The organism is Streptomyces sp. NPDC021115, assembly GCF_044333065.1.
GTDB lineage: Bacteria > Actinomycetota > Actinomycetes > Streptomycetales > Streptomycetaceae > Streptomyces.
Map to the genome: position 1 here is coordinate 148,869 of NZ_JBIRQF010000016.1, position 18,769 is coordinate 167,637.

Here is an 18,769-nt window from a genome sequence, read left to right on the forward strand (position 1 = left end):
GGGCACAGCGGTACGGCTTGGCGGGGACGGCGCAGGTCAGCGCACACATCGCCCGACTCCGCCCTGACCACTGCCCCGGGCGCCGCTGCCTACGCGGCCGCCCTCCTTCGCGAACGTCGAGAACACCTCACCGGCCATGGTCAGAAATCCCACCCGTCGTCGTCGGCGGCGTCCGTGCCGTCCGCGCCCGACGCCTGCTCGGCGAACGAGTCGCCCGCCATGCCCGCGGTCAGCGTCGTGCCGTCCGCCGGGTCGATCAGCAGGAACGAGCCGGTGCGGCGCGACGCGGCGTACGCGTCCAGCGCCAGCGGCTCCGACGTCCGCAGGACGACCCGGCCGATGTCGTTGGCGGCCAGCTCACCGGGGGCCGGGTGGTGCGACAGATCGGCGAGCGTGAGCCGGTCCGGGATGTCCTTGACGATGGCCTTCACCGTGCGGGTGGTGTGCTTCAGCAGCACCCGGTCCCCGACCCGCAGCGGCCGGTCGTGCAGATGGCACACGGTCGCCTCGACGTCCTGGGTGGGGGTGGGCGCGTACGCGCTGGGGGCGAGCACGTCGCCGCGCGAGATGTCGAGGTCGTCGGCGAGCCGGATCGTCACCGACTGCGGGGCCCACGCCTGCTCGGCGGACTGGCCCAGCACATCGATCCCGGTGATGGTGCTCGTACGGCCGGACGGCAGCACCGTCACCTCGTCGCCGACCCGCAGCACACCGGAGGCCACCTGGCCCGCGTAGCCGCGGTAGTCGGGGTGCTCGGCGCTCTGCGGACGGATCACGTACTGCACGGGGAAGCGCGCCGGGTCCTGCGACGGGTCGATGCCCACCGGCACCGTCTCCAGGTGCTCAAGCACCGTCGGCCCGCCGTACCAGCTCATGTTGGCGGACGCGGTCACCACGTTGTCCCCGGCCAGCGCCGAGATGGGTATCGCGGTGATCTCGGGGACGCCCAGCGAGGCCGCGTACGTCGTGAACTCCTCGGCGATCGCGGCGAACACCGGCTCCGCGTAGTCCACCAGGTCCATCTTGTTGACGGCCAGGACCACGTGCGGGACCCGCAGCAGCGCGGCGACCGCGGCATGCCGCCGGGTCTGCTCCACCACGCCGTTGCGCGCGTCCACCAGGACCACCGCCAGCTCGGCGGTGGAGGCGCCGGTGACCATGTTGCGGGTGTACTGCACATGGCCCGGGGTGTCGGCGAGGATGAACCGCCGCCGCGGGGTGGCGAAGTAGCGGTACGCGACATCGATGGTGATGCCCTGCTCGCGCTCCGCCCGCAGCCCGTCGGTCAGCAGCGCCAGGTCCGGCGCCTCCTGGCCACGGCTGCGGGAGGCGTGCTCGACCGCCTCCAGCTGGTCGGCCAGCACCGACTTGGAGTCGTGCAGCAGCCGCCCGACCAGGGTCGACTTGCCGTCGTCCACCGAACCGGCGGTCGCGAAGCGCAGCTGGGAGGAGGCCGCGGACTGCTCCACCGCGATCACCACGGCCTGTTCCTCGGCACTGAGATTGCTCGTCATGGCTAGAAGTACCCCTCGCGCTTCCGGTCCTCCATCGCGGCCTCCGACAGCTTGTCGTCGGCGCGCGTCGCACCCCGCTCGGTCAGGCGGGACGCGGCGATCTCGTCGATGACCTGCTCGATCGTGACCGCGTCCGACTCGACGGCGCCCGTGCAGGACATGTCGCCCACCGTGCGGTAACGCACCTGGCGGCGCTCCACCGTCTCGTCGTCGTTCGGGCCGCCCCATTCGCCCGGGGCCAGCCACATGCCGCTGCGCCGGAACACCTCGCGCTCGTGCGCGTAGTAGATCTGCGGAAGCTCGATCTTCTCGCGCTCGATGTACTGCCACACGTCCAGCTCGGTCCAGTTGGACAGGGGGAAGACGCGGACGTGCTCACCGGGGGAGTGACGGCCGTTGTACAGCTGCCACAGCTCGGGGCGCTGACGGCGCGGGTCCCAGCCGCCGAACTCGTCGCGCAGCGAGAACACCCGCTCCTTGGCGCGCGCCTTCTCCTCGTCCCGGCGGCCACCGCCGAACACCGCGTCGAAGCGGTTCTTCTCGATGGCGTCCAGCAGCGGCACGGTCTGGAGCGGGTTACGGGTGCCGTCGGGGCGCTCCCGCAGCCGTCCGTCGTCGATGAACTCCTGCACCGACGCCACGTGCAGCCGCAAGGAGTGCTCGGCGACGGTGCGGTCGCGGTACTCGATGACCTCGGGGAAGTTGTGCCCGGTGTCCACGTGCAGCAGCGAGAACGGCACCGGCGCGGGCTGAAAAGCCTTGAGCGCCAGGTGCAGCATGACGATGGAGTCCTTGCCGCCGGAGAAGAGGATCACCGGCCGCTCGAACTCGCCCGCCACCTCGCGGAAGATGTGCACCGCCTCGGACTCCAGCGCGTCCAGGTGCGAGAGCGCGTAGAGGTCGCTCCCGTTCGCGCCGGATCCGGTTCCGTTGATCGGAGCCACGGTCGTCATGCCAGTCCCCTCTCGCTGAGAAGTCCTCGAAGTGCCGCCGCCGACTCCGTCACGCCCTGCTCGTGCGCCGCGATCCGCAGATCCGGGTCGGCCGGGGCCTCGTACGGGTCGTCCACCCCGGTCAGCCCCTTGATCTCGCCCGCCGCCTGCTTCGCGTACAGCCCCTTGACGTCGCGCTCGGAGCACACCTCGACCGGCGTGGCCACGTGCACCTCCACATACGCGGTGCCCTCGGTCTGGTGGCGCTTGCGCACCGCCTCCCGGCTGTCGGCGAACGGAGCGATCACCGGCACCAGCACCTTGACCCCGTTGGAGGCCAGCAGCTCGGCGACGAAGCCGATCCGCTGCACATTGGTGTGCCGGTCCTCCCGGGAGAAGCCCAGCCCGGCGGAGAGGAACTCGCGGATCTCGTCGCCGTCCAGCACCTCCACCCGGTGGCCCTCGCTGCGCAGCCGCTCCGCGAGCGCGTACGCGATCGTCGTCTTTCCGGCGCTCGGCAGACCGGTCAGCCACACGGTGGCCCCGGTGTGTATCGGCGCGCTCATCTCGTTCTCCTGGTCGACAGCCATCAGCCGTGCAGTCCGCATTCCGTCTTGTTGCTCCCCGCCCAGCGGCCCGACCGGGCGTCCTCGCCCTCCAGCACCCGACGGGTGCAGGGCGCGCAGCCGACGGAAGGATAACCGTCCATCAGCAGGGGATTTGTTAGTACACCCTGTTCGGCGATGTACGTGTCCACGTCTGCCTGCGTCCACCGCGCTATCGGCGAAATTTTGACCTTTTGCCGACGATCGTCCCAGCTCACGACCGGGGTGTTCGCCCGGGTCGGGGACTCGTCGCGGCGCAGTCCGGTGGCCCACGCGTCGTACGCCTTCAGCCCCTCCTCCAGCGGCTGCACCTTGCGCAGCGCGCAGCACAGGTCGGGGTTGCGGTCGTGCAGCTTCGGCCCGTGCTCGGCATCCTGCTCGGCCACCGTCTGGCGCGGGGTGAGGCTGATGACGTTGACGTCCATCACGGCCGCCACCGCGTCACGGGTGCCGATGGTCTCCGGGAAGTGGTAGCCGGTGTCGAGGAACACCACGTCGACACCGGGGAACACCCGGGAGGCGAGATGGGCCACCACCGCGTCCTCCATGGAGGAGGTGACGCAGAACCGCGGCCCGAACGTGTCGGCCGCCCAGCGCAGGATGTCGAGCGCCGGGGCGTCCTCAAGGTCACGGCCCGCCTGCGTGGCGAGCGCTTCGAGGTCGGTGTGCTGCTGAAGCTCGGTCATATCTCTGAGCCCCCTTCTCCGGCTTGGTCGCGCCGCAGGCCCTTGGCCAGCAGCCCGATGAACGCCAGACGGAACGCCCGATTGCAGGACGCGCATTCCCAGGCCCCGTGGCCCTCTTCCGAAGGCCGCAGGTCCTCGTCCCCGCAGTACGGGCAGTAGAACGGCGCCGCTCTCTCCGTCACAGCGACTCCCGCTCAGCCTCGGCGCGCTCCGACGCGCTGGCTTCCCTCGTCACTGCTCGCTCCTTCGTCGCTGCGCGGCTCCTCAGTCCAGCCAGCGCCGCGCGCCGAGGCTCGCTCATTTGAGAGCATCCTCACTGGCCCGCCCCGCCCAGGTGGCGAAGCGCTCGCCGTCCTCGCGCTCCTCCTGGAAGCGGCGCAGCACGCGCTCGATGTAGTCCGGGAGTTCGGCGGCGGTGACCTTCAGGCCGCGCACCTTGCGGCCGAAGCCCGGGTCCAGGCCGAGCGCGCCGCCCAGGTGCACCTGGTAGCCCTCGACCTGCTCGCCGTCCGCGTCCATGACCAGCTGGCCCTTGAGGCCGATGTCCGCGACCTGGATGCGGGCGCAGGCGTTCGGGCAGCCGTTGAGGTTGATGGTGAGCGGCTCGTCGAACTCGGGCAGCCGCCGCTCCAGCTCGTCGATGAGCCAGGAGCCGCGCGCCTTGGTCTCGACGATCGCGAGCTTGCAGAACTCGATGCCGGTGCAGGCCATCGTGCCGCGCCGGAACGGGGACGGCTTGACCTGGAGGTCCAGCGCCTCAAGACCGGAGACCAGCGACTCGACCTGGTCCTCGGCCACATCGAGCACGATCATCTTCTGCTCGACGGTGGTGGTCAGCCGCCCGGAGCCATGCGCCTCGGCCAGGTCGGCGATCTTGGTGAGGGTCGCCCCGTCCACCCGGCCGACGCGCGGCGCGAAGCCGACGTAGAAGCGGCCGTCCTGCTGGCGGTGCACGCCCATGTGGTCACGCCACTGCCGGACGGGCTGCGCGGGCGCCGGGCCGTCGGTCAGCGGGCGCTTCAGGTACTCGTCCTCCAGCACCTGGCGGAACTTCTCCGGGCCCCAGTCGGCGAGCAGGAACTTCAGCCGGGCGCGGGTGCGCAGCCGGCGGTAGCCGTAGTCACGGAAGATCGAGGTGACCCCGGCCCACACCTCGGGGACGTCCTCCAGCGGCACCCAGGCGCCGAGCCGGACGCCGATCTTGGGGTTGGTGGACAGGCCGCCGCCGACCCACAGGTCGAAGCCGGGGCCGTGCTCGGGGTGGCGCACACCGACGAACGCGACGTCGTTGATCTCGTGCACGACGTCCAGCACCGGGGAGCCCGAGACCGCGGTCTTGAACTTGCGCGGCAGGTTGGAGAACTCCTTGCTGCCGATGTAGCGCCGGTGGATCTCCTCGATGGCGGGGGTGCCGTCGATGATCTCGTCCTCGGCTATCCCGGCGACCGGGGAGCCGATGATCACGCGGGGGGTGTCGCCGCACGCCTCGGTGGTGGACAGGCCGACGGCTTCCAGCCGCTTCCAGATCTCCGGCACGTCCTCGATCCGGATCCAGTGGTACTGGACGTTCTGCCGGTCGGTGATGTCGGCGGTGCCGCGCGCGAACTCCTCCGAGATCTCGCCGACGACCCGCAGCTGCTCGGTGGTGAGCCGCCCGCCGTCGATCCGCACCCGCATCATGAAGTGCTCGTCGTCCAGCTCCTCCGGCTCCAGGATGGCGGTCTTGCCGCCGTCGATCCCGGGCTTGCGCTGGGTGTACAGCCCCCACCAGCGCATCCGGCCGCGCAGGTCGGCGCCGTCGATGGAGTCGAAACCACGGTGGGCGTAGATCGTCTCAATGCGTGTCCGCACATTGAGACCGTCGTCGTCCTTCTTGGTCTGCTCGTTGCCGTTGAGCGGGGTGAAGTGGCCCGCGGCCCACTGGCCTTCGCCGCGATGGCGTCCGGCCTTGCGGCGGGGCGTGGCTGCTGCGCGTTCCGGTGTGGCGGGCATGGCGGTGGGTGTCCTTCTGAGCGGCTCGGTGCGGCGGATGATCTCGCGCGCACGCTCTGACCTGCGCAGAAGCGCAGGCGGGCACGGCGCTGCGGCGGATACCGGTGCGGTGGGCGACGGGGGGTGTCGAGGCGTGCGCGCTCGCCCACGTCATCGGGGGCGGCGGGAAGTGCGGGAGGGTGGTCCGGGGGCCGGTGCGGGCCCTGCTGAGTGCCTCAGCCAGCCGGACAGATCGCGCTGGACATGCGGCCGAGGTCGACGTGGCGTCGACTCACCAAGGCAATTCCAGCTCGAGACATGAGGGAAGCGTGGCACGCCCGTCTTCGGCGAGTCCACCGTTGTCCACGATGCGGACGTATCGGTCTCGTTCTATGGGACGATGTGGGGTTGATCACCCTTCGGTCTCGGTCTTGACGTCGAAGACCCGGAAGCCCCGGCGGCGGTAGTTGCCGAGCGCGTACGGCCCGTCCTTGCTGCACGTGTGCACCCACACCCGCTTGGTCGGCGGCAGTCCTGGCGCCCGCTCGGCCAGGTCCCAGGCGCGGCCGACGCCCCAGGTCAGCAGGTGTCCGCCGATGCGACGTCCCCGGAAGGCGGGCAGCAGCCCGAAGTACGTGATCTCCACGACACCGCCGTCCTGCGGCTCCAGCTCGATGTACCCGGCGGGGGTGCCGCGCTCGTACGCGACCCACGTCTCCACCCCGGGCCTGTCCAGGAACGCCAGCCACTGCTCGGGCGACCACTCCAGCCGGTCGGTCCAGTCGTTGTCAGCGCCGACGGCCGTGTAGAGGAAAAGGCTGAACGCGGGGCTCGGCACCTCGGCGCGGACGATCCGCACCCCCGCCCCGGCCTCGGGCTCCCGCGCCGGGCTGAGGTCCGCGGGCGAGGTCTGCTCCAGGGACCAGGTGGTCACATCGATGGCCATGGGGGAGAGCCAACACGGATCGTGCAACGCGACGCAACCTTTGCCGCCGCGCGCACCGGGCGCGGACAGTGGCGCAGCGGGCGGAGGGCGGTGCCGAGTCGGCGCGGCGTCCCCTCCGCCGACGCGCTCGTCCCTGTGTTCGTCTCTGTTCGCCGACGCGTTCCGGCCGTGAGCACCGATGACGTGTCGGCCACGCCCAAGGGGGACGGATACGGTTGGGGCGTGCAGCCAGCAGAAGACATCTCCAAGCCGTCCGGGCGGCTGAACAAGGCCCGCGCCATGTACCGCAACGTGTCCAAGCGCAGGATGGCCTGGCTGCTGCTGAAGGACACCGTGAACTCGTGCATGGAGTACCGGGTCACCGGCCTCGCCGCCGAGGCCGCCTTCTTCACCCTGCTGTCGCTGCCCCCGCTGCTCCTCGGCCTGATCGGGCTGCTCGGCTACTTCGACGCGTGGACCTCCACCGACACCGTCGCCACCATCCGGCAGAACATCCTCGACGCCTCGGGCACCGTGCTCTCCGACAAGGGCGTCAAGGAGATCGCCCGGCCGCTCCTGGACGACGTCATAGAGGGCGGCCGCCCCGACGTCATCTCGCTCGGCTTCGGCATCGCGCTGTGGTCCGGCTCCCGCGCGGTCAACGTGTTCGTGGACACCATCACCATCATGTACGGGCTGGAGGGGCGCCGCGGCATCGTCCGGACCCGGCTGCTGGCCTTCAACCTCTACCTGGTGGCCCTCGTCATCGGGGCGGTGGCGCTGCCGCTGATGGTCATCGGCCCGGAGACCCTGGTGGACTTCGTGCCGTCCAGCGGCACCCTCGTACGGGTCCTGTACTGGCCCACCGTGATCCTGCTGTCCGTCGCTTTCCTCACCACGCTCTACCACGTGTCGGTGCCGGTGCGGTCGGCGTGGCGGGAGGACATCCCGGGGGCGCTGGTGGCGCTCACCATGTGGGTGCTCGGCAGCTTCCTGCTGCGGATCTACCTCATCCACACCGTGGAGGGTCCGACGATCTACGGATCGCTGGCGGCGCCCGTGGCCGTCCTGCTGTGGATCGGGGTGTCCGCCTTCGCGGTGCTCGTGGGCGCGGCCGTCAACGCCGCCATCGACCGGGTGTGGCCCTCGGTGGCCACCGCCGCTGGCCGCGCCCAGCGGGCGGCCTGGACCCGGGAACAGGCCGCCCTGGTGCGCGCCAGGGAGCAGCGCACGGCCGACGACGGGTCGGCCGAGATCACCCCGCCGTCGGAGTTCCCCGAGCGCTGGGCCCAGTTCCTGCCGCACGCCGACATACGGGGCCGACTGCACCACCACGGCAAGCGCGACCGCGAGCCGAAGCGGGACGAACCGAAGGGTGCCGAGACCGGGCCCACCGACTCCCGGCAGCCGGAGGCGAAACCCGAGGCGAAACAGGCCGAGGGGAAGCACGAGGTGAAGCGCCCCGAGGTCAGGGCCGCCGAGGACGGGGCCACGCGGGACGGGGCGCCCCCGGGGTAAAACCCGTCGCGCCCCGCACCGGCGCTCGCGGATACTGCTCCGCATGGTTTCCTTCTCCGACTTCGACACGCGCGGATACCGCACGGTGGACGTCGCCACCGGCTACGGACAGTGGGTCGAGACCTACGAGCAGACCGTCGAGGACGTGATGGACCTAGCCCTCCTCGACGAGCTCACCGAACCCCCGTGGACCTCCGTCCGCCGCGCCGCCGACCTCGGCTGCGGCACCGGCCGCACCGGCGCGTGGCTGCGGCGGAACGGGGTGGCCGCGATCGACGGCGTCGACCTCACCCCCGAAATGCTCGCCCGCGCCCGCGCCCGTGGCGTCCACGACCGCCTGATCGAGGGCGACGTCCGCGCCACGGGCCTCGACGAGGGCGCGTACGACCTGGTCATCGCCTCGCTCATCGATGAACACCTGCCCGAGCTGCGTCCGTTCTACGACGAGGCGTGGCGGCTCGCGGAGCCCGGCGCGGTGTGCGTGGTGGTGGCGTTCCACCCGCACTTCATCATGGCCACGGGCATGCCGACCCACTTCACCAGCTGCACCGGCGAGTCGGTCGCCATCAGCACCCATGTCCATCTGCTCAGCGACCACATCGCGGCGGGGCTGGGCGCGGGGTGGACACTCGCCGAGATGCGGGAGGGCGTGGTGGACGAGCGGTGGCTGGCGCTGAAGCCGAAGTGGGAGCGGTTCCGCCACCATCCGGTGTCGTGTGCGTGGGTGTGGCGGAAGCAGATCTGACGGGGCATATGCCAATCGTTTCTTCGCTGCTGCACATGGGTGTACCTTGATCGCCAACCCAGTAACTCCTCTCCTCTATAGGGGTGTTGTGCGCAGCGCTAGGAGCAACGTTTTTGCCATCGCGACCGTGCTCGCGATGGCGGCCATCACCGGATCCGATCAGTGGATGTGGCTGATGCACATGTCGGCAGGCAGCGGGATGGCCACCTGACCGACAACCGGCACCATCCGCCGGGCGTCTGACGCGACGTCAGCGCCCGGCGAGCAGACACCGCAGGCGCTCCGCCTCCACCCCCGCCTCCAGGTTCTCGTACAGGGCCATCGCCTGCGCCCCGTAGTGGTGTGCGGTCTCCCGATCGGCGGCGGACAGCGCCGTGCGGGCCAGGCCAGCGAGCGCGTGGGCGCAGCCGAGCGGGAAGCCGATGCCCTGGGCCAGGGCCAGCGCCTGCCGGTACACCTCGGTGGCGGTGGCGAGGTGACCCGAGCGGTGGTGTGCGTCGGCGGTGCCGATGAGCGCCCGCTGCCGTTCGTACGCGTTGTCGATGCTGCGGGCCGCCCGGTCCGCCCGGGCGAAGTGGCGTAACGCCTCGTCCGTGCGGCCGCTTTCGGCGTATGCCGTCCCCATGCTGATCAGCACGTTCGCCTCGCCGAGGGTGTCCCCGCCCGCCCGGTGGCTGTCGAGGGCGCGCCGGAAACACCGCAGCGCCAGGTCGGTGTCCCCGGTGGCCTGGTGCACCCGGCCGAGGTTGGTGTCGAGGATGGCCAGCTCCTGACGGCCGCCGAACTGCCGCGCCAGGGTGCGGGACCGCTCGTAGTGGGCGCGGGCCTCGTCGTAGCGGGCCTGGAGATAGGCCAGTTCGCCGAGGTTGTTGAGGGCCTTTGCCTGCCCCCGCAGATTTCCGAGCGCTTCGTGGACGCTGAGCATGACCCGCACCCGCTCCAGTGCCTCGGCGTACCGGCCCGCGTAGTGCAGCGCCGCGGCCTGGATGTTGAGGCAGTCCGCCTCCCCGCCACGGTCGCCGACCTGCCGGAAGCGCCCGATGGCGCGGTCCAGGACCCGGAGCGCCATCTCGCCGTGGCCCGCGGCGAGATGGGCGCGCCCTGACTGGAGGAGGGCGTCGGCGCAGCCGTGCGGGTCGCGGAGGCCGCGGAAGAGGATCAGGGCCTCGGTGGCGCAGCGCTGGGCCTCGTCGTGGCTCTTCTGGGCCAGCACCTCAGCGCGTTCGACGAGCGTTCTGGCGAGGGCGGGCCGGTCGGCGCGGGCGCGCAGGACGGTCAGCGCCGCGCCGTACAGCTCGGCGGCGATGTCCCAGGTGCCCCAGGTGTTCAGCGCGCCCGCCAGGACGTGCGGGAAGAGGGCCGCGTACGACGGGCTCCGGCCGGGCGCGGTGCGGGCGGCGGCCAGCAGGTTGGCACGCTCCAGGGTGAGCCACACGCCCGCCTCGTCGGCATCGGCGAACTCGGGCGCGTACGGGGACTCCTGAGGCGGCCCTGGCGGCCGTGGCCGTCGCTGCGGATGGACGAGGCGGTCGGCGCGGTGCGCGGCGGTGAGGTAGTAGCCGAGCAGCCGCTCGACGGCCGCGTGGCGGGCGGTCTCCGGCTCTTCCCGGGCACAGATCTGGAGCCCGAACGCGCGGCCGAGGTCGTGGAACCGGTAGCGGTCGTGCACCGGTTCTTCCAGCAGGTGGCTGTCCTGGAGCTCTTCGACCACCCGCCGGATCCGCGCGGCCTCCGGTCCGGCGAGCGCGGTGGCGGCGCGGAGGGTGATGTCGGGGCCGGTGTGCAGGGCGAGCCTGCGGAACAGGCGCCGGGCGGGGGCGCTGAGTCCGGCGTACGAGAGCTGGAACGCCGACGCCACCGCGGGGTCGAACTCCTCCAGCGGGTCGGTGGCCTCCGCCAGCCGGTCGAGGAGGTGGTGCAGGTCCCAGGTGTCCCGGTGCCGGAAGCGGCTGGCGAGCAGCTGGACGGCGAGGGGGTGGCAGCCGCACGCGGCCACCACCCGCCGCAGCGCTTCGGCGTCGGCGGCGGACGGGGAGGGGGAGAGCCGGGCGGGGCCCGCGATCCGGGTGAAGAGCGCGACGGCCTCCGCCTCGGAGAGGACGTCCAGGTGGAGCGAGGTGGCGCCGTTCAGCCCGACCAGCCGGTTGCGGCTGGTGACGATCGCGCGGCAGCCGGGGGAGCCCGGCAGCAGCGGGCCGACCTGGTCGGCGTCGCGGGCGTTGTCGAGGATGACGAGCACCTGGTGGCGGGCGGTCCAGGCGCGCCATCGGGCCGCGCGTTCGTCGAGCGAGTCGGGAAGCGGCCCGGGCGCGTCGGAGGCGTGCAGCAGGACGGCGAGCGCTTCGGCGGGGTCGCAGGGCTGCTGTCCGCCGTAGGCGTGGAGGTCCACGTAGAACTGCCCGGCCGGGTACGCCTCGCACAGGCCGCCCGCGGCGCGGATGGCGAGCGCGGTCTTGCCGACTCCGGGCATGCCGTGGATGACGGTGAGGGGGAGGGAGGCGTCGCGTGCGGTGGTGGCGGACGAGGTCAGCAGGATGCGTAACTCGCTCGTGCGCCCGGTGAACTCCCGTACGTCGCGCGGGAGGGTGTTGCCGGGCTCGCGGGCCACCGCTGGTGTCGCTGTCGCCGCCGGTGGTGCCGGTGGTGCCGTGGGTGCCGCCGGGCGGTCGGTGGTCATCAGCGCCCGGTCCTGATCGAGGATGCGCTGATGCAGTTCGCGCAGTTCCGCCCCGGGTTCGATGCCTTGCTCCTGCCGGAGCAGCCGCCGGGTGTCCCGGTAGACGGTGAGCGCCTCGTCGTCCCGTCCGGAGCGGTAGAGCGCCAGCATCAGGGAGGCGATCACCTTCTGGGCGTACGGGTTCTGCGCGGCCAGCTCGCGCAGCTCGCCGATGAGGTCCGCGTGCTGCCCCGACTCCAGCTGGAGTCGGATGCGTTGCTCCCGCACCCGTCGGTGGTCCTCGACCAGCCGGGTGCGGGCCGCCGCCGCCCAGGCCCCGGTGAACTCCGTCAGCGGCTCGCCCCGCCACAGCTCCTCGGCGGCCCGCAGCAGCCCCACGGCCCGCTCCCGCTCGCCGCGCGCGGCCGCCGCGCCCGCGTCGTCGCGCAGCCGCTGGAACCGCAGCAGATCGATGTCCTCCGGGTTCACCCGCAGCCGGTACAGCCGCGGGGACGGCCGCTCGACCCCGGCCCGGTCCCCGACGGCCTGGCTGAGCCGTCCGCGCAGCCGGGACAGATAGCTCTGGAGCGTGTCCAGGCCGGTCGGCGGCGGATCGCCGTCCCAGACCCGCTCCATCAGCGTGTCCGCGGTGACCGGTTCGCCCCGGGCGTGGACCAGCACGGCCAGCACACAGCGCTCTTTCACCGAGCCGAGCGTGTGGCGCCGCTCGTGATGCCATAGTTCCAGGGGTCCCAGAGCAAGCAGTTTCACCGTCGGCCCCCGATGGGTGTGCTTCTCCCCGCCGTTTCCGGCAGCCCGCGCCCGTGCGTACGGCACTCACTTCACTGTTGCCGCGACGTCGGGGGTGGCAGCCAGAGGCGCACGGATGCGTAGCGGGCGCACGCCCGCACCACTGTGATCAGGTGCGATGGCTCCGACCGGCGCCGCAGGGCGGGTGCAGGATTTCTGCAACCCCCGCATCCAGTCCCCCGGGCACGCCCTCCTCCGGCGGCCGACCGGGTCGCCGGCCGGATTCGGGCGCGACGCCCGAAAGGGAGACCGGGGGAAGTCGAACCGATGAGCGTGACCATGCTGGAAGCCCACCCGCGCCATGTGCCGGTACGCCCGGACGTCGAGTACTGGGCCACCCGGGAGATCCGCCGCAGGGTCCTGGCCGTGGTGCACACGGTGACCGCCGGACAGCGGCTGCTGGACGCCATCCGGCTGCTGGAGGGCGACGCGCGGGTACAGGTGTTCTTCACCGCGGCGCCCGATGTGTTCAGCAACGGCGTCGCCGCGTTCCTGGAGGGGCTGCGGGGGCTGGTGCTGCCGTGGAGCCAGGCGGTGCAGACGCCGTTCGACCTGGCGCTGGCCGCGGGCCACGGCAGCCTGCACGAACTGCACGCGCCCGTCATCGTGCTGCCGCACGGCGCCGGACACAACAAGATCGTGCCCGGGCGGCGCACCCGGGGACGCGCGGTGGCGCAGCGCAGCGTCTACGGACTCAGCAGGCAGCGGCTGGTCCGGGACGGGGCCGTGGTGCCCGAGGCCATCGTCCTGGCACACCAGGAGGAGCTGGCCCGGCTGGGCCGGGAGTGCCCCGAGGCGCTGCCGGTCGCCGAGGTGGTCGGAGACCCGTGCTTCGACCGCATCACCGCGAGCCTGCCCGCCCGCGCCCTGTACCGGGAGGCGCTGGGCGCCCGGGCCCGGCAGCGGCTCGTGCTCGCCTGCTCGACCTGGGGCCCGAACTCCCTGCTGGGGCGCGGGTTCGAGGTGCTGGAGCGGCTGGTGGCGGAGCTGCCGAGGGAGGAGTTCCGGGTGGCCGCGCTGCTGCATCCGCATGTGTGGAACGCCCACGGCGAGTGGCAGGTCCGCAGCTGGCTCGCCCGGCTGGGCCGCTCAGGGCTCACCGTGCTCAGCCACTACGGCGACTGGGTCGGGGCGCTCGTCGCGGCCGACTACATCGTCGGCGACCACGGCTCGGTCACGCTCTACGGCGCGATGACGGGAGTGCCCGTCCTGATGGCCACCCTGCCCGACGGCGACGTCGATCCGCGGTCGCCGCTGGCCGAACTGGGCTCGTTCGCGCCCCGGCTGCACCAGGACCGCCCGCTGCGCGAGCAGTTCAAGCGCAGCTCGGCGACGTACCGGGCGCAGCGCCACGAACGGGTGGCGGCGCGGATCACCTCCGAACCGGGCCGGTTCGCCCGCAAGATGCGCGCCCTGCTCTACCGCAAGCTGCGGCTGCGGGCGCCCGCCGGGCGTCCCACCACCGAGCCCGCGCGGCTGCCGTTCACGGTGCCGTACGACGAGCCGGGGAGCGTCGTGCCCGGCGGCATGCCGCCGGGGGCGGTGTCATGATGCCGCCGGTGACCGTGGTGGTGAGCGAGCCGGTGCGCGGGGCGGTGACGGGCCGCGTCCGGGTCGTGCTGCTGCGGCCGGGGTGCGGTGCGCGGGTGGGCCGGTGTGCGTCGCGTACCGCGTCCCGGGCCGTTTCCCGGACCACGGACGAGCATCTGCGCGTCCGACTCCCCGCACCGATGCCCTCGCTCGCCCCGCTCGCGGACGTCCTGCTGGCCGAGGCGGAGGCCGGGGCCGAGCCGCATCGGCAGGCCGCCGCGCTGGCCGCCCGGCACCCCGGTGCCCTGGTGGTGGCGGTGCACCGGGGGCCCGGGCTCTGGCTGCGGCTGGGACCCGCCGGGCTCGCGCTGACCCTGCGCGCGCGGCATCCGGCGGCCGGGCCACCGTGGGCGGTGTGGGCCTCGGTGGCCCACACCTGGCTGGTGGCCGGGCTCCCGGCGGAGGAGCTGGGCGCGGCGCCGATGCGGCTGGTGTGGGGTCAGCCCGCCGGGTCCGCGCTGCCGTCCGTACGGTCCGTACCGTCGGTGCCCGGTGCCTCCAGCCGCCCGAGCCGGGTGCGTACGGCCTCGGCGTGGGCCGACTTCGAACGGCCCACCGCCGAATAGAGGTCCAGCGCCTCCCGGTAGCGCTCCCGGGCCAGGTCGGTGCGGCCGCGCCGCTCGGCGAGCGCGGCCAGGCTCTCCACGGCGCGCGCCGTCTCGTAGTGCGCGGCCATGCCGCGCAGGGTGGCGAGCGCCGCGGACAGCCGCTCCTCCGCGAGGTCGAACCGGTCCGTGCCGAGGTGGGCGCGGCCGAGCAGGGTGAGCGCGCGGGCGGCGTTGTACGCGTCGCCCGCCTCGTCCAGCGTGGTGCGGGCGGCGTCGGCGTCCGTCACTGCCTGCTCCCACAGCCCTCGTTCCAGGGCGATGTCGGCGAGGTTGAGCCGGGCCAGTCCACCGGCCCGTGCGTCGCCGACTCCCGGCAGCTCCGCGGCGGCCCGGGCGAACAGCTCGGCCGCCCGGTCCAGACGGCCCAGCCGCTGATGGGCCAGGCCCTGGTAGTTGAGCGTACGGGCCTGGCCGAGGGCGTTGCCGCCGGCGCGGAACGTCCGGGCCGCGCGCTCGAACATCTCCAGGGCCCGTTCGTGGTCGCCGATCCCCAGCTCGCCCATCCCGCCGGAGGTCAGCATCTGGCACTCGGCGACCGCGTCCCCCAGCTCCTCCGCCGCCCGCAGCCCTTCGCGGTGGGCGGCCCGCCAGTCCTCGTAGAACTTCCGGCGCAGGAACAGCGGCCATAACGCGTCGGCGAGCTGCCAGGCGACCGTCGGGAAACCGGCGGGGCGGGCGACGCGGATCACGGCCATCAGATTGGGCAGTTCGCTCTCCAGCCAGCCGAGCGCGGCGTCGCTGCCCTCCCCGAAGTCGGCGTACACAGGGTCTGTCGGGCCGTAATCCCGGTCCAGCGTCCGATGCTGCGGATCGACGATCTCCTCGGCGCGGGTGGCCGTGGCGAGGTAGTGGTCGGCGATGCGGCGTAGCGCCGCCGCGCGCTCCACCGCGCTCTCGTGCGCCTCCGCCCTCTCGGCGGCGTGCAGCCGTACGAGGTCGTGGAAGCGGTAGCGCTCGTCCCCGGCGTCGATGAGCAGGTTGGCGTCGTACAGCAGGTCCAGCGGCCCGGCCGCGTCCCCGGCGCCCAGCGCCGCGTCCGCCACCGCGCTCCCGAACTCCGGGCCCGGATGCAGGCTCAGGCGCCGGTACAGCCGGGCGGCCTCGGGCGCCAGCTCCTGGTACGACAGGTCCAGGGCGGCCCGTACGTTGTGGTCCCCTTCGATGGCCAACGCCTCCAGTCGGCCGCGCTCCTCGGTCAGGGCGCGCACCATCGTCGTGATGTGCCGCCGCGGCCGTGCCGCGAGCCGGGCCCCGGCCACCCGCACCGCGAGCGGCAGCCCGGCGCACAACTCGACCAGCGCCCGCGCCTCTTGTGGCTGCGCGGCCACCCGGCCGTCGGCGAGCGTCACCTCCAGCAGTTCGACGGCGGCCTCCGTGGCCAGCGGGTCGAGGTGCACCGCGTAACACCCGTCGACCGTCAGCCCCGGCATCCGCCACCGGCTGGTCACGGCCGTCACGTTCGGACCGCCCGGCAGCAGCGGCCGGACCTGCGCGGCGGTCGCGGCGTCGTCGAGCAGCACCACAAGACGCCGGTCCGCGGTCAGCGACCGGTACAGCGCCACGCGCTCGCCGAGCGCCGTCGGCAGCTCCCCGGTCGGCACCCCCAGCGCCCGCAGAAACCGCCCCACGACCTCCTCGGGCGTCACCGGCCCGGTCGCGGACTCGGCGCCGAGGTGGGCATAGAGCTGGCCGTCCGGGAACCGCTCGCGCAGGCTGTGCAGCCACGCCAGCGCGACCGCCGTCTTCCCGACCCCGCCGAGCCCGCTGACCGCGGCCAGCGTCCCGTACCCCTGCGCGGCCGCCCGCTCCCGATGCCCCTCCAGTGCCCCCAGCTCCGCCGTACGGTCGGTGATCCGTACCAACGGCGGCAGCTGCCACGGGACATGGGGCCGCCGCCCCTCGCCCGGGCCCTCGGTACGGATGTGGATCCCCCCGTACACCGCCCCCGCCTGCACGGCCCCGCCGTGCACCGTCCCGCTCAACTCGTTGTGGTCACCGCGCGCTTGCCCCTGCACCCGTCCCCCTCCGAACGCATGCGTGCCACGGCCGTCGGAAAGCATCATTTCCCTCGCCCGAACTGATATTCGCCGCTCGGGGGTGATGTGACTCTCTCTCCTCGCCGGTTCACTTTCCGCGACGAGGTTAATGCATGTGCCAGTGTCATATTCCCTTTGAATATTCGTTCGCAGCTCGAATACATATCGGGAAATCGGTGGCGGTCAGGTCGGGGACATTCTCGTCGCTGACGCTTGCGGCGGCCTTGACCCGGCGCCCCCAGGGCCGCGTTTCAGGGCGCGGTGGGGCCGTCGAGGGCCTTCAGGAAGGCCGAGAGGTCGTCGACCATGCGTCCGAGGAGGCGTCCGAGGTTCTGGCGGTCCTCTGCGGGCCAGTCGGCGAGGGCGCTGGTGAACCAGCCGAGGACGGTGCGCATATAGCGCTCGACGGTCGCCGCGCCCTCCGGCGTGAGGTCGATCAGCCGGGCGCGCTGGTCGTCGGGGTCGGCGATGCGGTGGACCAGCCCGCGCTGTTCGAGCCCCTGGATCTGGCGGGTGGCGTGCGGGCCCGCGACCTGCATGCGGTCGGCGATCTCGCCGATGCGCAGCGGCTCGCCCGCCGCCTTGAGGATGCCGAGCACCGATATCGCCGGTCGCTCCAGCGAGATTCCGGCGGCCGCGGCGGCCTGTTCGTGCATCCTGCCGCGGTTCAGCACGTTGCTGAGGAGGGTCAGCCGGGGGAGCAGCTCGGCGAGCAGGTCGTCGTCATGCATGCGTTTGATTACCTAACCTAGGTACACAGTCAGCCTACACGGAAATCCGGTGGAGCCGTGCCCCGGGGTCGGTATACGGTGGCGTCGCATCCGTCGAGAGCGAGGAAAACGGGAGGTGAGGACATTGATGACGGTCACGGTTGCGGGCTGCCCCGCCCGCGTTCAGAAGTGCATCAATCCCATCCCCGTGGTCTCCGGCTGACGGTTCCGTAGTTTCGTACGTGGCGCCGGGGACCGCCCTTTGAAGGGTTTTCCCCTTGAGCTTGAGCAACGCTTTTTCCGATGCCCTCGTCCCTTACGGCTGGGACGACCACTGGGCGGCCGCATTCGGCCCGTACGCCCGTCAGGGGCTGGTTCCCGGGCGCGTGGTGCGGGTGGACCGTGGCCAGTGCGATGTGGTGACGCCCGACGGTACTGTCCGGGCCGACACGGAGTTCGTCGTTCCGCGTGACCCGATGAAGGTCGTGTGCACCGGCGACTGGGCCGCGGTCGATGCCGCGGGTGAGCCGCGCTACGTACGGACGCTGCTGCCGCGGCGCACGGAAGTGGTGCGGTCGACCTCCTCCAAGCGCTCCGACGGCCAGGTGCTGGCCGCCAACGTCGACCACGCCGTGATCGCCGTATCCCTCGCCGCCGAGCTGGACCTCGGGCGGGTCGAGCGGTTCGTCGCGCTCGCCTGGGAGAGCGGGGCGCAGCCGGTCGTGGTCCTCACCAAGGCGGACCTGGTGGACGACCCGGGCACGCTGGCGCATCTCGTCGCCGACGTCGAGACGTCCGCGCCGGGGGTGCAGGTGCTGCCGGTCAGCGCCACGGCGGGGGAGGGCGTGGACGTACTCGGCGCTGTGCTCGCCGCCGGGACCTCCGTGCTCCTCGGCCAGTCCGGCGCGGGCAAGTCCACGCTGGCCAACGCCCTGGTGGGGGACGACGTCCAGGACGTACGCGCGATCCGCGACAGCGACGGCAAGGGACGCCACACCACGACCACCCGCAACCTGCTGCCGCTCCCCTCGGGCGGCGCGCTCATCGACACGCCCGGGCTGCGCGGCGTCGGGCTGTGGGACGCGGAGGGCGGGGTGTCGCAGGCGTTCGCCGAGATCGCGGCGTACGCGGAGGACTGCCGCTTCCACGACTGCGCGCACGAGACCGAGCCGGGGTGCGCGCTGCTCGCCGCGGTCGAGGACGGTTCACTGCCGCCCCGGCGGCTGGACAGCTACCGCAAGCTGCTGCGCGAGAACGCCTACCTGGCGGCCCGTACGGACGCCCGGCTGCGGTCGGAGATGCGGCGCGAGTGGAAGCAGCGGCAGGCGCTGGGCCGCCACATGGTCGAGCGCAAGCGGGGGCCGCAGCGCTGAGTGCCGCGCTGCGGCCTGCGGTACGGGGTGCGGGTGCGGTGCGGGGTGCGGGTTCGCCCCGCCCCGCCCCGCACCCCGCCGCCGGGCCGG

General features: G+C 72.6%; 15 protein-coding genes. 4 read left to right on the top strand and 11 right to left on the bottom strand.

Going from position 1 to position 18,769, the window contains the following annotated elements; translation table 11 throughout:
* Positions 1-140: 140 nt before the first annotated feature.
* The 8 genes from ACH4TL_RS34855 to ACH4TL_RS34890 all read right to left on the bottom strand — a co-directional run bounded on the left by ACH4TL_RS34855 (position 141) and on the right by ACH4TL_RS34890 (position 6,654).
* Positions 141-1,514, bottom strand: coding sequence for a sulfate adenylyltransferase subunit 1 (locus ACH4TL_RS34855; protein WP_398324322.1), 1,374 nt, complete (start codon positions 1,512-1,514; stop codon positions 141-143).
* A gap of 2 nt (positions 1,515-1,516) precedes the next feature.
* A complete protein-coding gene (gene cysD / locus ACH4TL_RS34860; protein ID WP_398324326.1) occupies positions 1,517-2,467 on the bottom strand; it encodes a sulfate adenylyltransferase subunit CysD in 951 nt (316 codons plus the stop codon).
* On the bottom strand, positions 2,464-3,036 hold the full coding sequence (gene cysC, locus ACH4TL_RS34865; RefSeq protein WP_398324330.1) for an adenylyl-sulfate kinase: 573 nt from the start codon (positions 3,034-3,036) through the stop codon (positions 2,464-2,466). The genes cysD and cysC overlap by 4 nt, the downstream gene beginning before the upstream one ends.
* A complete protein-coding gene (locus tag ACH4TL_RS34870) occupies positions 3,036-3,737 on the bottom strand; it encodes a phosphoadenylyl-sulfate reductase (RefSeq protein ID WP_398324332.1) in 702 nt (233 codons plus the stop codon). Before ACH4TL_RS34870 ends, cysC begins: the two co-directional genes overlap by 1 nt.
* On the bottom strand, positions 3,734-3,919 hold the full coding sequence (locus ACH4TL_RS34875) for a hypothetical protein (RefSeq protein WP_398324334.1): 186 nt from the start codon (positions 3,917-3,919) through the stop codon (positions 3,734-3,736). Before ACH4TL_RS34875 ends, ACH4TL_RS34870 begins: the two co-directional genes overlap by 4 nt.
* Positions 3,920-4,034: 115 nt before the next feature.
* A complete protein-coding gene (locus tag ACH4TL_RS34880; protein ID WP_398324336.1) occupies positions 4,035-5,729 on the bottom strand; it encodes a nitrite/sulfite reductase in 1,695 nt (564 codons plus the stop codon).
* 215 nt (positions 5,730-5,944) lie between these two features.
* Positions 5,945-6,028, bottom strand: a complete 84-nt coding sequence (locus tag ACH4TL_RS34885) for a putative leader peptide (RefSeq protein ID WP_309471194.1) — start codon at positions 6,026-6,028, stop codon at positions 5,945-5,947.
* A gap of 92 nt (positions 6,029-6,120) precedes the next feature.
* The gene (locus tag ACH4TL_RS34890) at positions 6,121-6,654 is read right to left on the bottom strand and encodes a GNAT family N-acetyltransferase (protein WP_398324338.1); all 534 of its coding nucleotides are present in this window, start codon (positions 6,652-6,654) and stop codon (positions 6,121-6,123) included.
* 222 nt (positions 6,655-6,876) lie between these two features.
* On the opposite strand from ACH4TL_RS34890, the gene ACH4TL_RS34895 reads away from it, so the two are divergent.
* Together ACH4TL_RS34895 and ACH4TL_RS34900 are read left to right on the top strand one after the other, a co-directional pair.
* On the top strand, positions 6,877-8,151 hold the full coding sequence (locus ACH4TL_RS34895) for a YihY/virulence factor BrkB family protein (protein WP_398324340.1): 1,275 nt from the start codon (positions 6,877-6,879) through the stop codon (positions 8,149-8,151).
* 43 nt (positions 8,152-8,194) lie between these two features.
* Entirely contained in the window at positions 8,195-8,896 is a 702-nt protein-coding gene (locus ACH4TL_RS34900; RefSeq protein WP_398324342.1) for a class I SAM-dependent DNA methyltransferase, read from the top strand.
* 250 nt (positions 8,897-9,146) lie between these two features.
* On the opposite strand, the gene ACH4TL_RS34905 is transcribed toward ACH4TL_RS34900, so the two are convergent.
* Entirely contained in the window at positions 9,147-12,257 is a 3,111-nt protein-coding gene (locus ACH4TL_RS34905; protein WP_398324344.1) for an AfsR/SARP family transcriptional regulator, read from the bottom strand.
* Between the two features lie 372 nt (positions 12,258-12,629).
* Here ACH4TL_RS34905 and ACH4TL_RS34910 point away from each other — a divergent pair, with 372 nt between their 5' ends.
* Entirely contained in the window at positions 12,630-13,913 is a 1,284-nt protein-coding gene (locus ACH4TL_RS34910) for a hypothetical protein (RefSeq protein WP_398324346.1), read from the top strand.
* A 478-nt stretch (positions 13,914-14,391) separates the two neighbouring features.
* Here the strand turns inward: ACH4TL_RS34910 and ACH4TL_RS34915 are convergent, their stop codons facing one another.
* Positions 14,392-16,620 (bottom strand): ATP-binding protein, encoded by a 2,229-nt coding sequence (locus ACH4TL_RS34915; RefSeq protein ID WP_398324437.1) that lies wholly within the window; start codon positions 16,618-16,620, stop codon positions 14,392-14,394.
* 227 nt (positions 16,621-16,847) lie between these two features.
* Positions 16,848-17,327, bottom strand: a complete 480-nt coding sequence (locus ACH4TL_RS34920) for a MarR family winged helix-turn-helix transcriptional regulator (RefSeq protein WP_398324348.1) — start codon at positions 17,325-17,327, stop codon at positions 16,848-16,850.
* 257 nt (positions 17,328-17,584) lie between these two features.
* Between ACH4TL_RS34920 and rsgA the strand changes: the two genes are divergently transcribed.
* Positions 17,585-18,679 (top strand): ribosome small subunit-dependent GTPase A, encoded by a 1,095-nt coding sequence (rsgA, locus tag ACH4TL_RS34925; protein WP_398324350.1) that lies wholly within the window; start codon positions 17,585-17,587, stop codon positions 18,677-18,679.
* Positions 18,680-18,769 lie beyond the last annotated feature (90 nt).

Excerpts from the sequence above, each read along its gene's own strand:
- ACH4TL_RS34855 (WP_398324322.1), bottom strand. The coding sequence starts at position 1,514 with ATGACGAGCAATCTCAGTGCCGAGGAACAGGCCGTGGTGATCGCGGTG.
- cysD (WP_398324326.1), bottom strand. The coding sequence starts at position 2,467 with ATGACGACCGTGGCTCCGATCAACGGAACCGGATCCGGCGCGAACGGG.
- cysC (WP_398324330.1), bottom strand. The coding sequence starts at position 3,036 with ATGGCTGTCGACCAGGAGAACGAGATGAGCGCGCCGATACACACCGGG.
- ACH4TL_RS34870 (WP_398324332.1), bottom strand. The coding sequence starts at position 3,737 with ATGACCGAGCTTCAGCAGCACACCGACCTCGAAGCGCTCGCCACGCAG.
- ACH4TL_RS34880 (WP_398324336.1), bottom strand. The coding sequence starts at position 5,729 with ATGCCCGCCACACCGGAACGCGCAGCAGCCACGCCCCGCCGCAAGGCC.
- ACH4TL_RS34885 (WP_309471194.1), bottom strand. The coding sequence starts at position 6,028 with ATGTCTCGAGCTGGAATTGCCTTGGTGAGTCGACGCCACGTCGACCTC.
- ACH4TL_RS34890 (WP_398324338.1), bottom strand. The coding sequence starts at position 6,654 with ATGGCCATCGATGTGACCACCTGGTCCCTGGAGCAGACCTCGCCCGCG.
- ACH4TL_RS34900 (WP_398324342.1), top strand. The coding sequence starts at position 8,195 with ATGGTTTCCTTCTCCGACTTCGACACGCGCGGATACCGCACGGTGGAC.
- ACH4TL_RS34910 (WP_398324346.1), top strand. The coding sequence starts at position 12,630 with ATGAGCGTGACCATGCTGGAAGCCCACCCGCGCCATGTGCCGGTACGC.
- ACH4TL_RS34915 (WP_398324437.1), bottom strand. The coding sequence starts at position 16,620 with ATGCTTTCCGACGGCCGTGGCACGCATGCGTTCGGAGGGGGACGGGTG.
- ACH4TL_RS34920 (WP_398324348.1), bottom strand. The coding sequence starts at position 17,327 with ATGCATGACGACGACCTGCTCGCCGAGCTGCTCCCCCGGCTGACCCTC.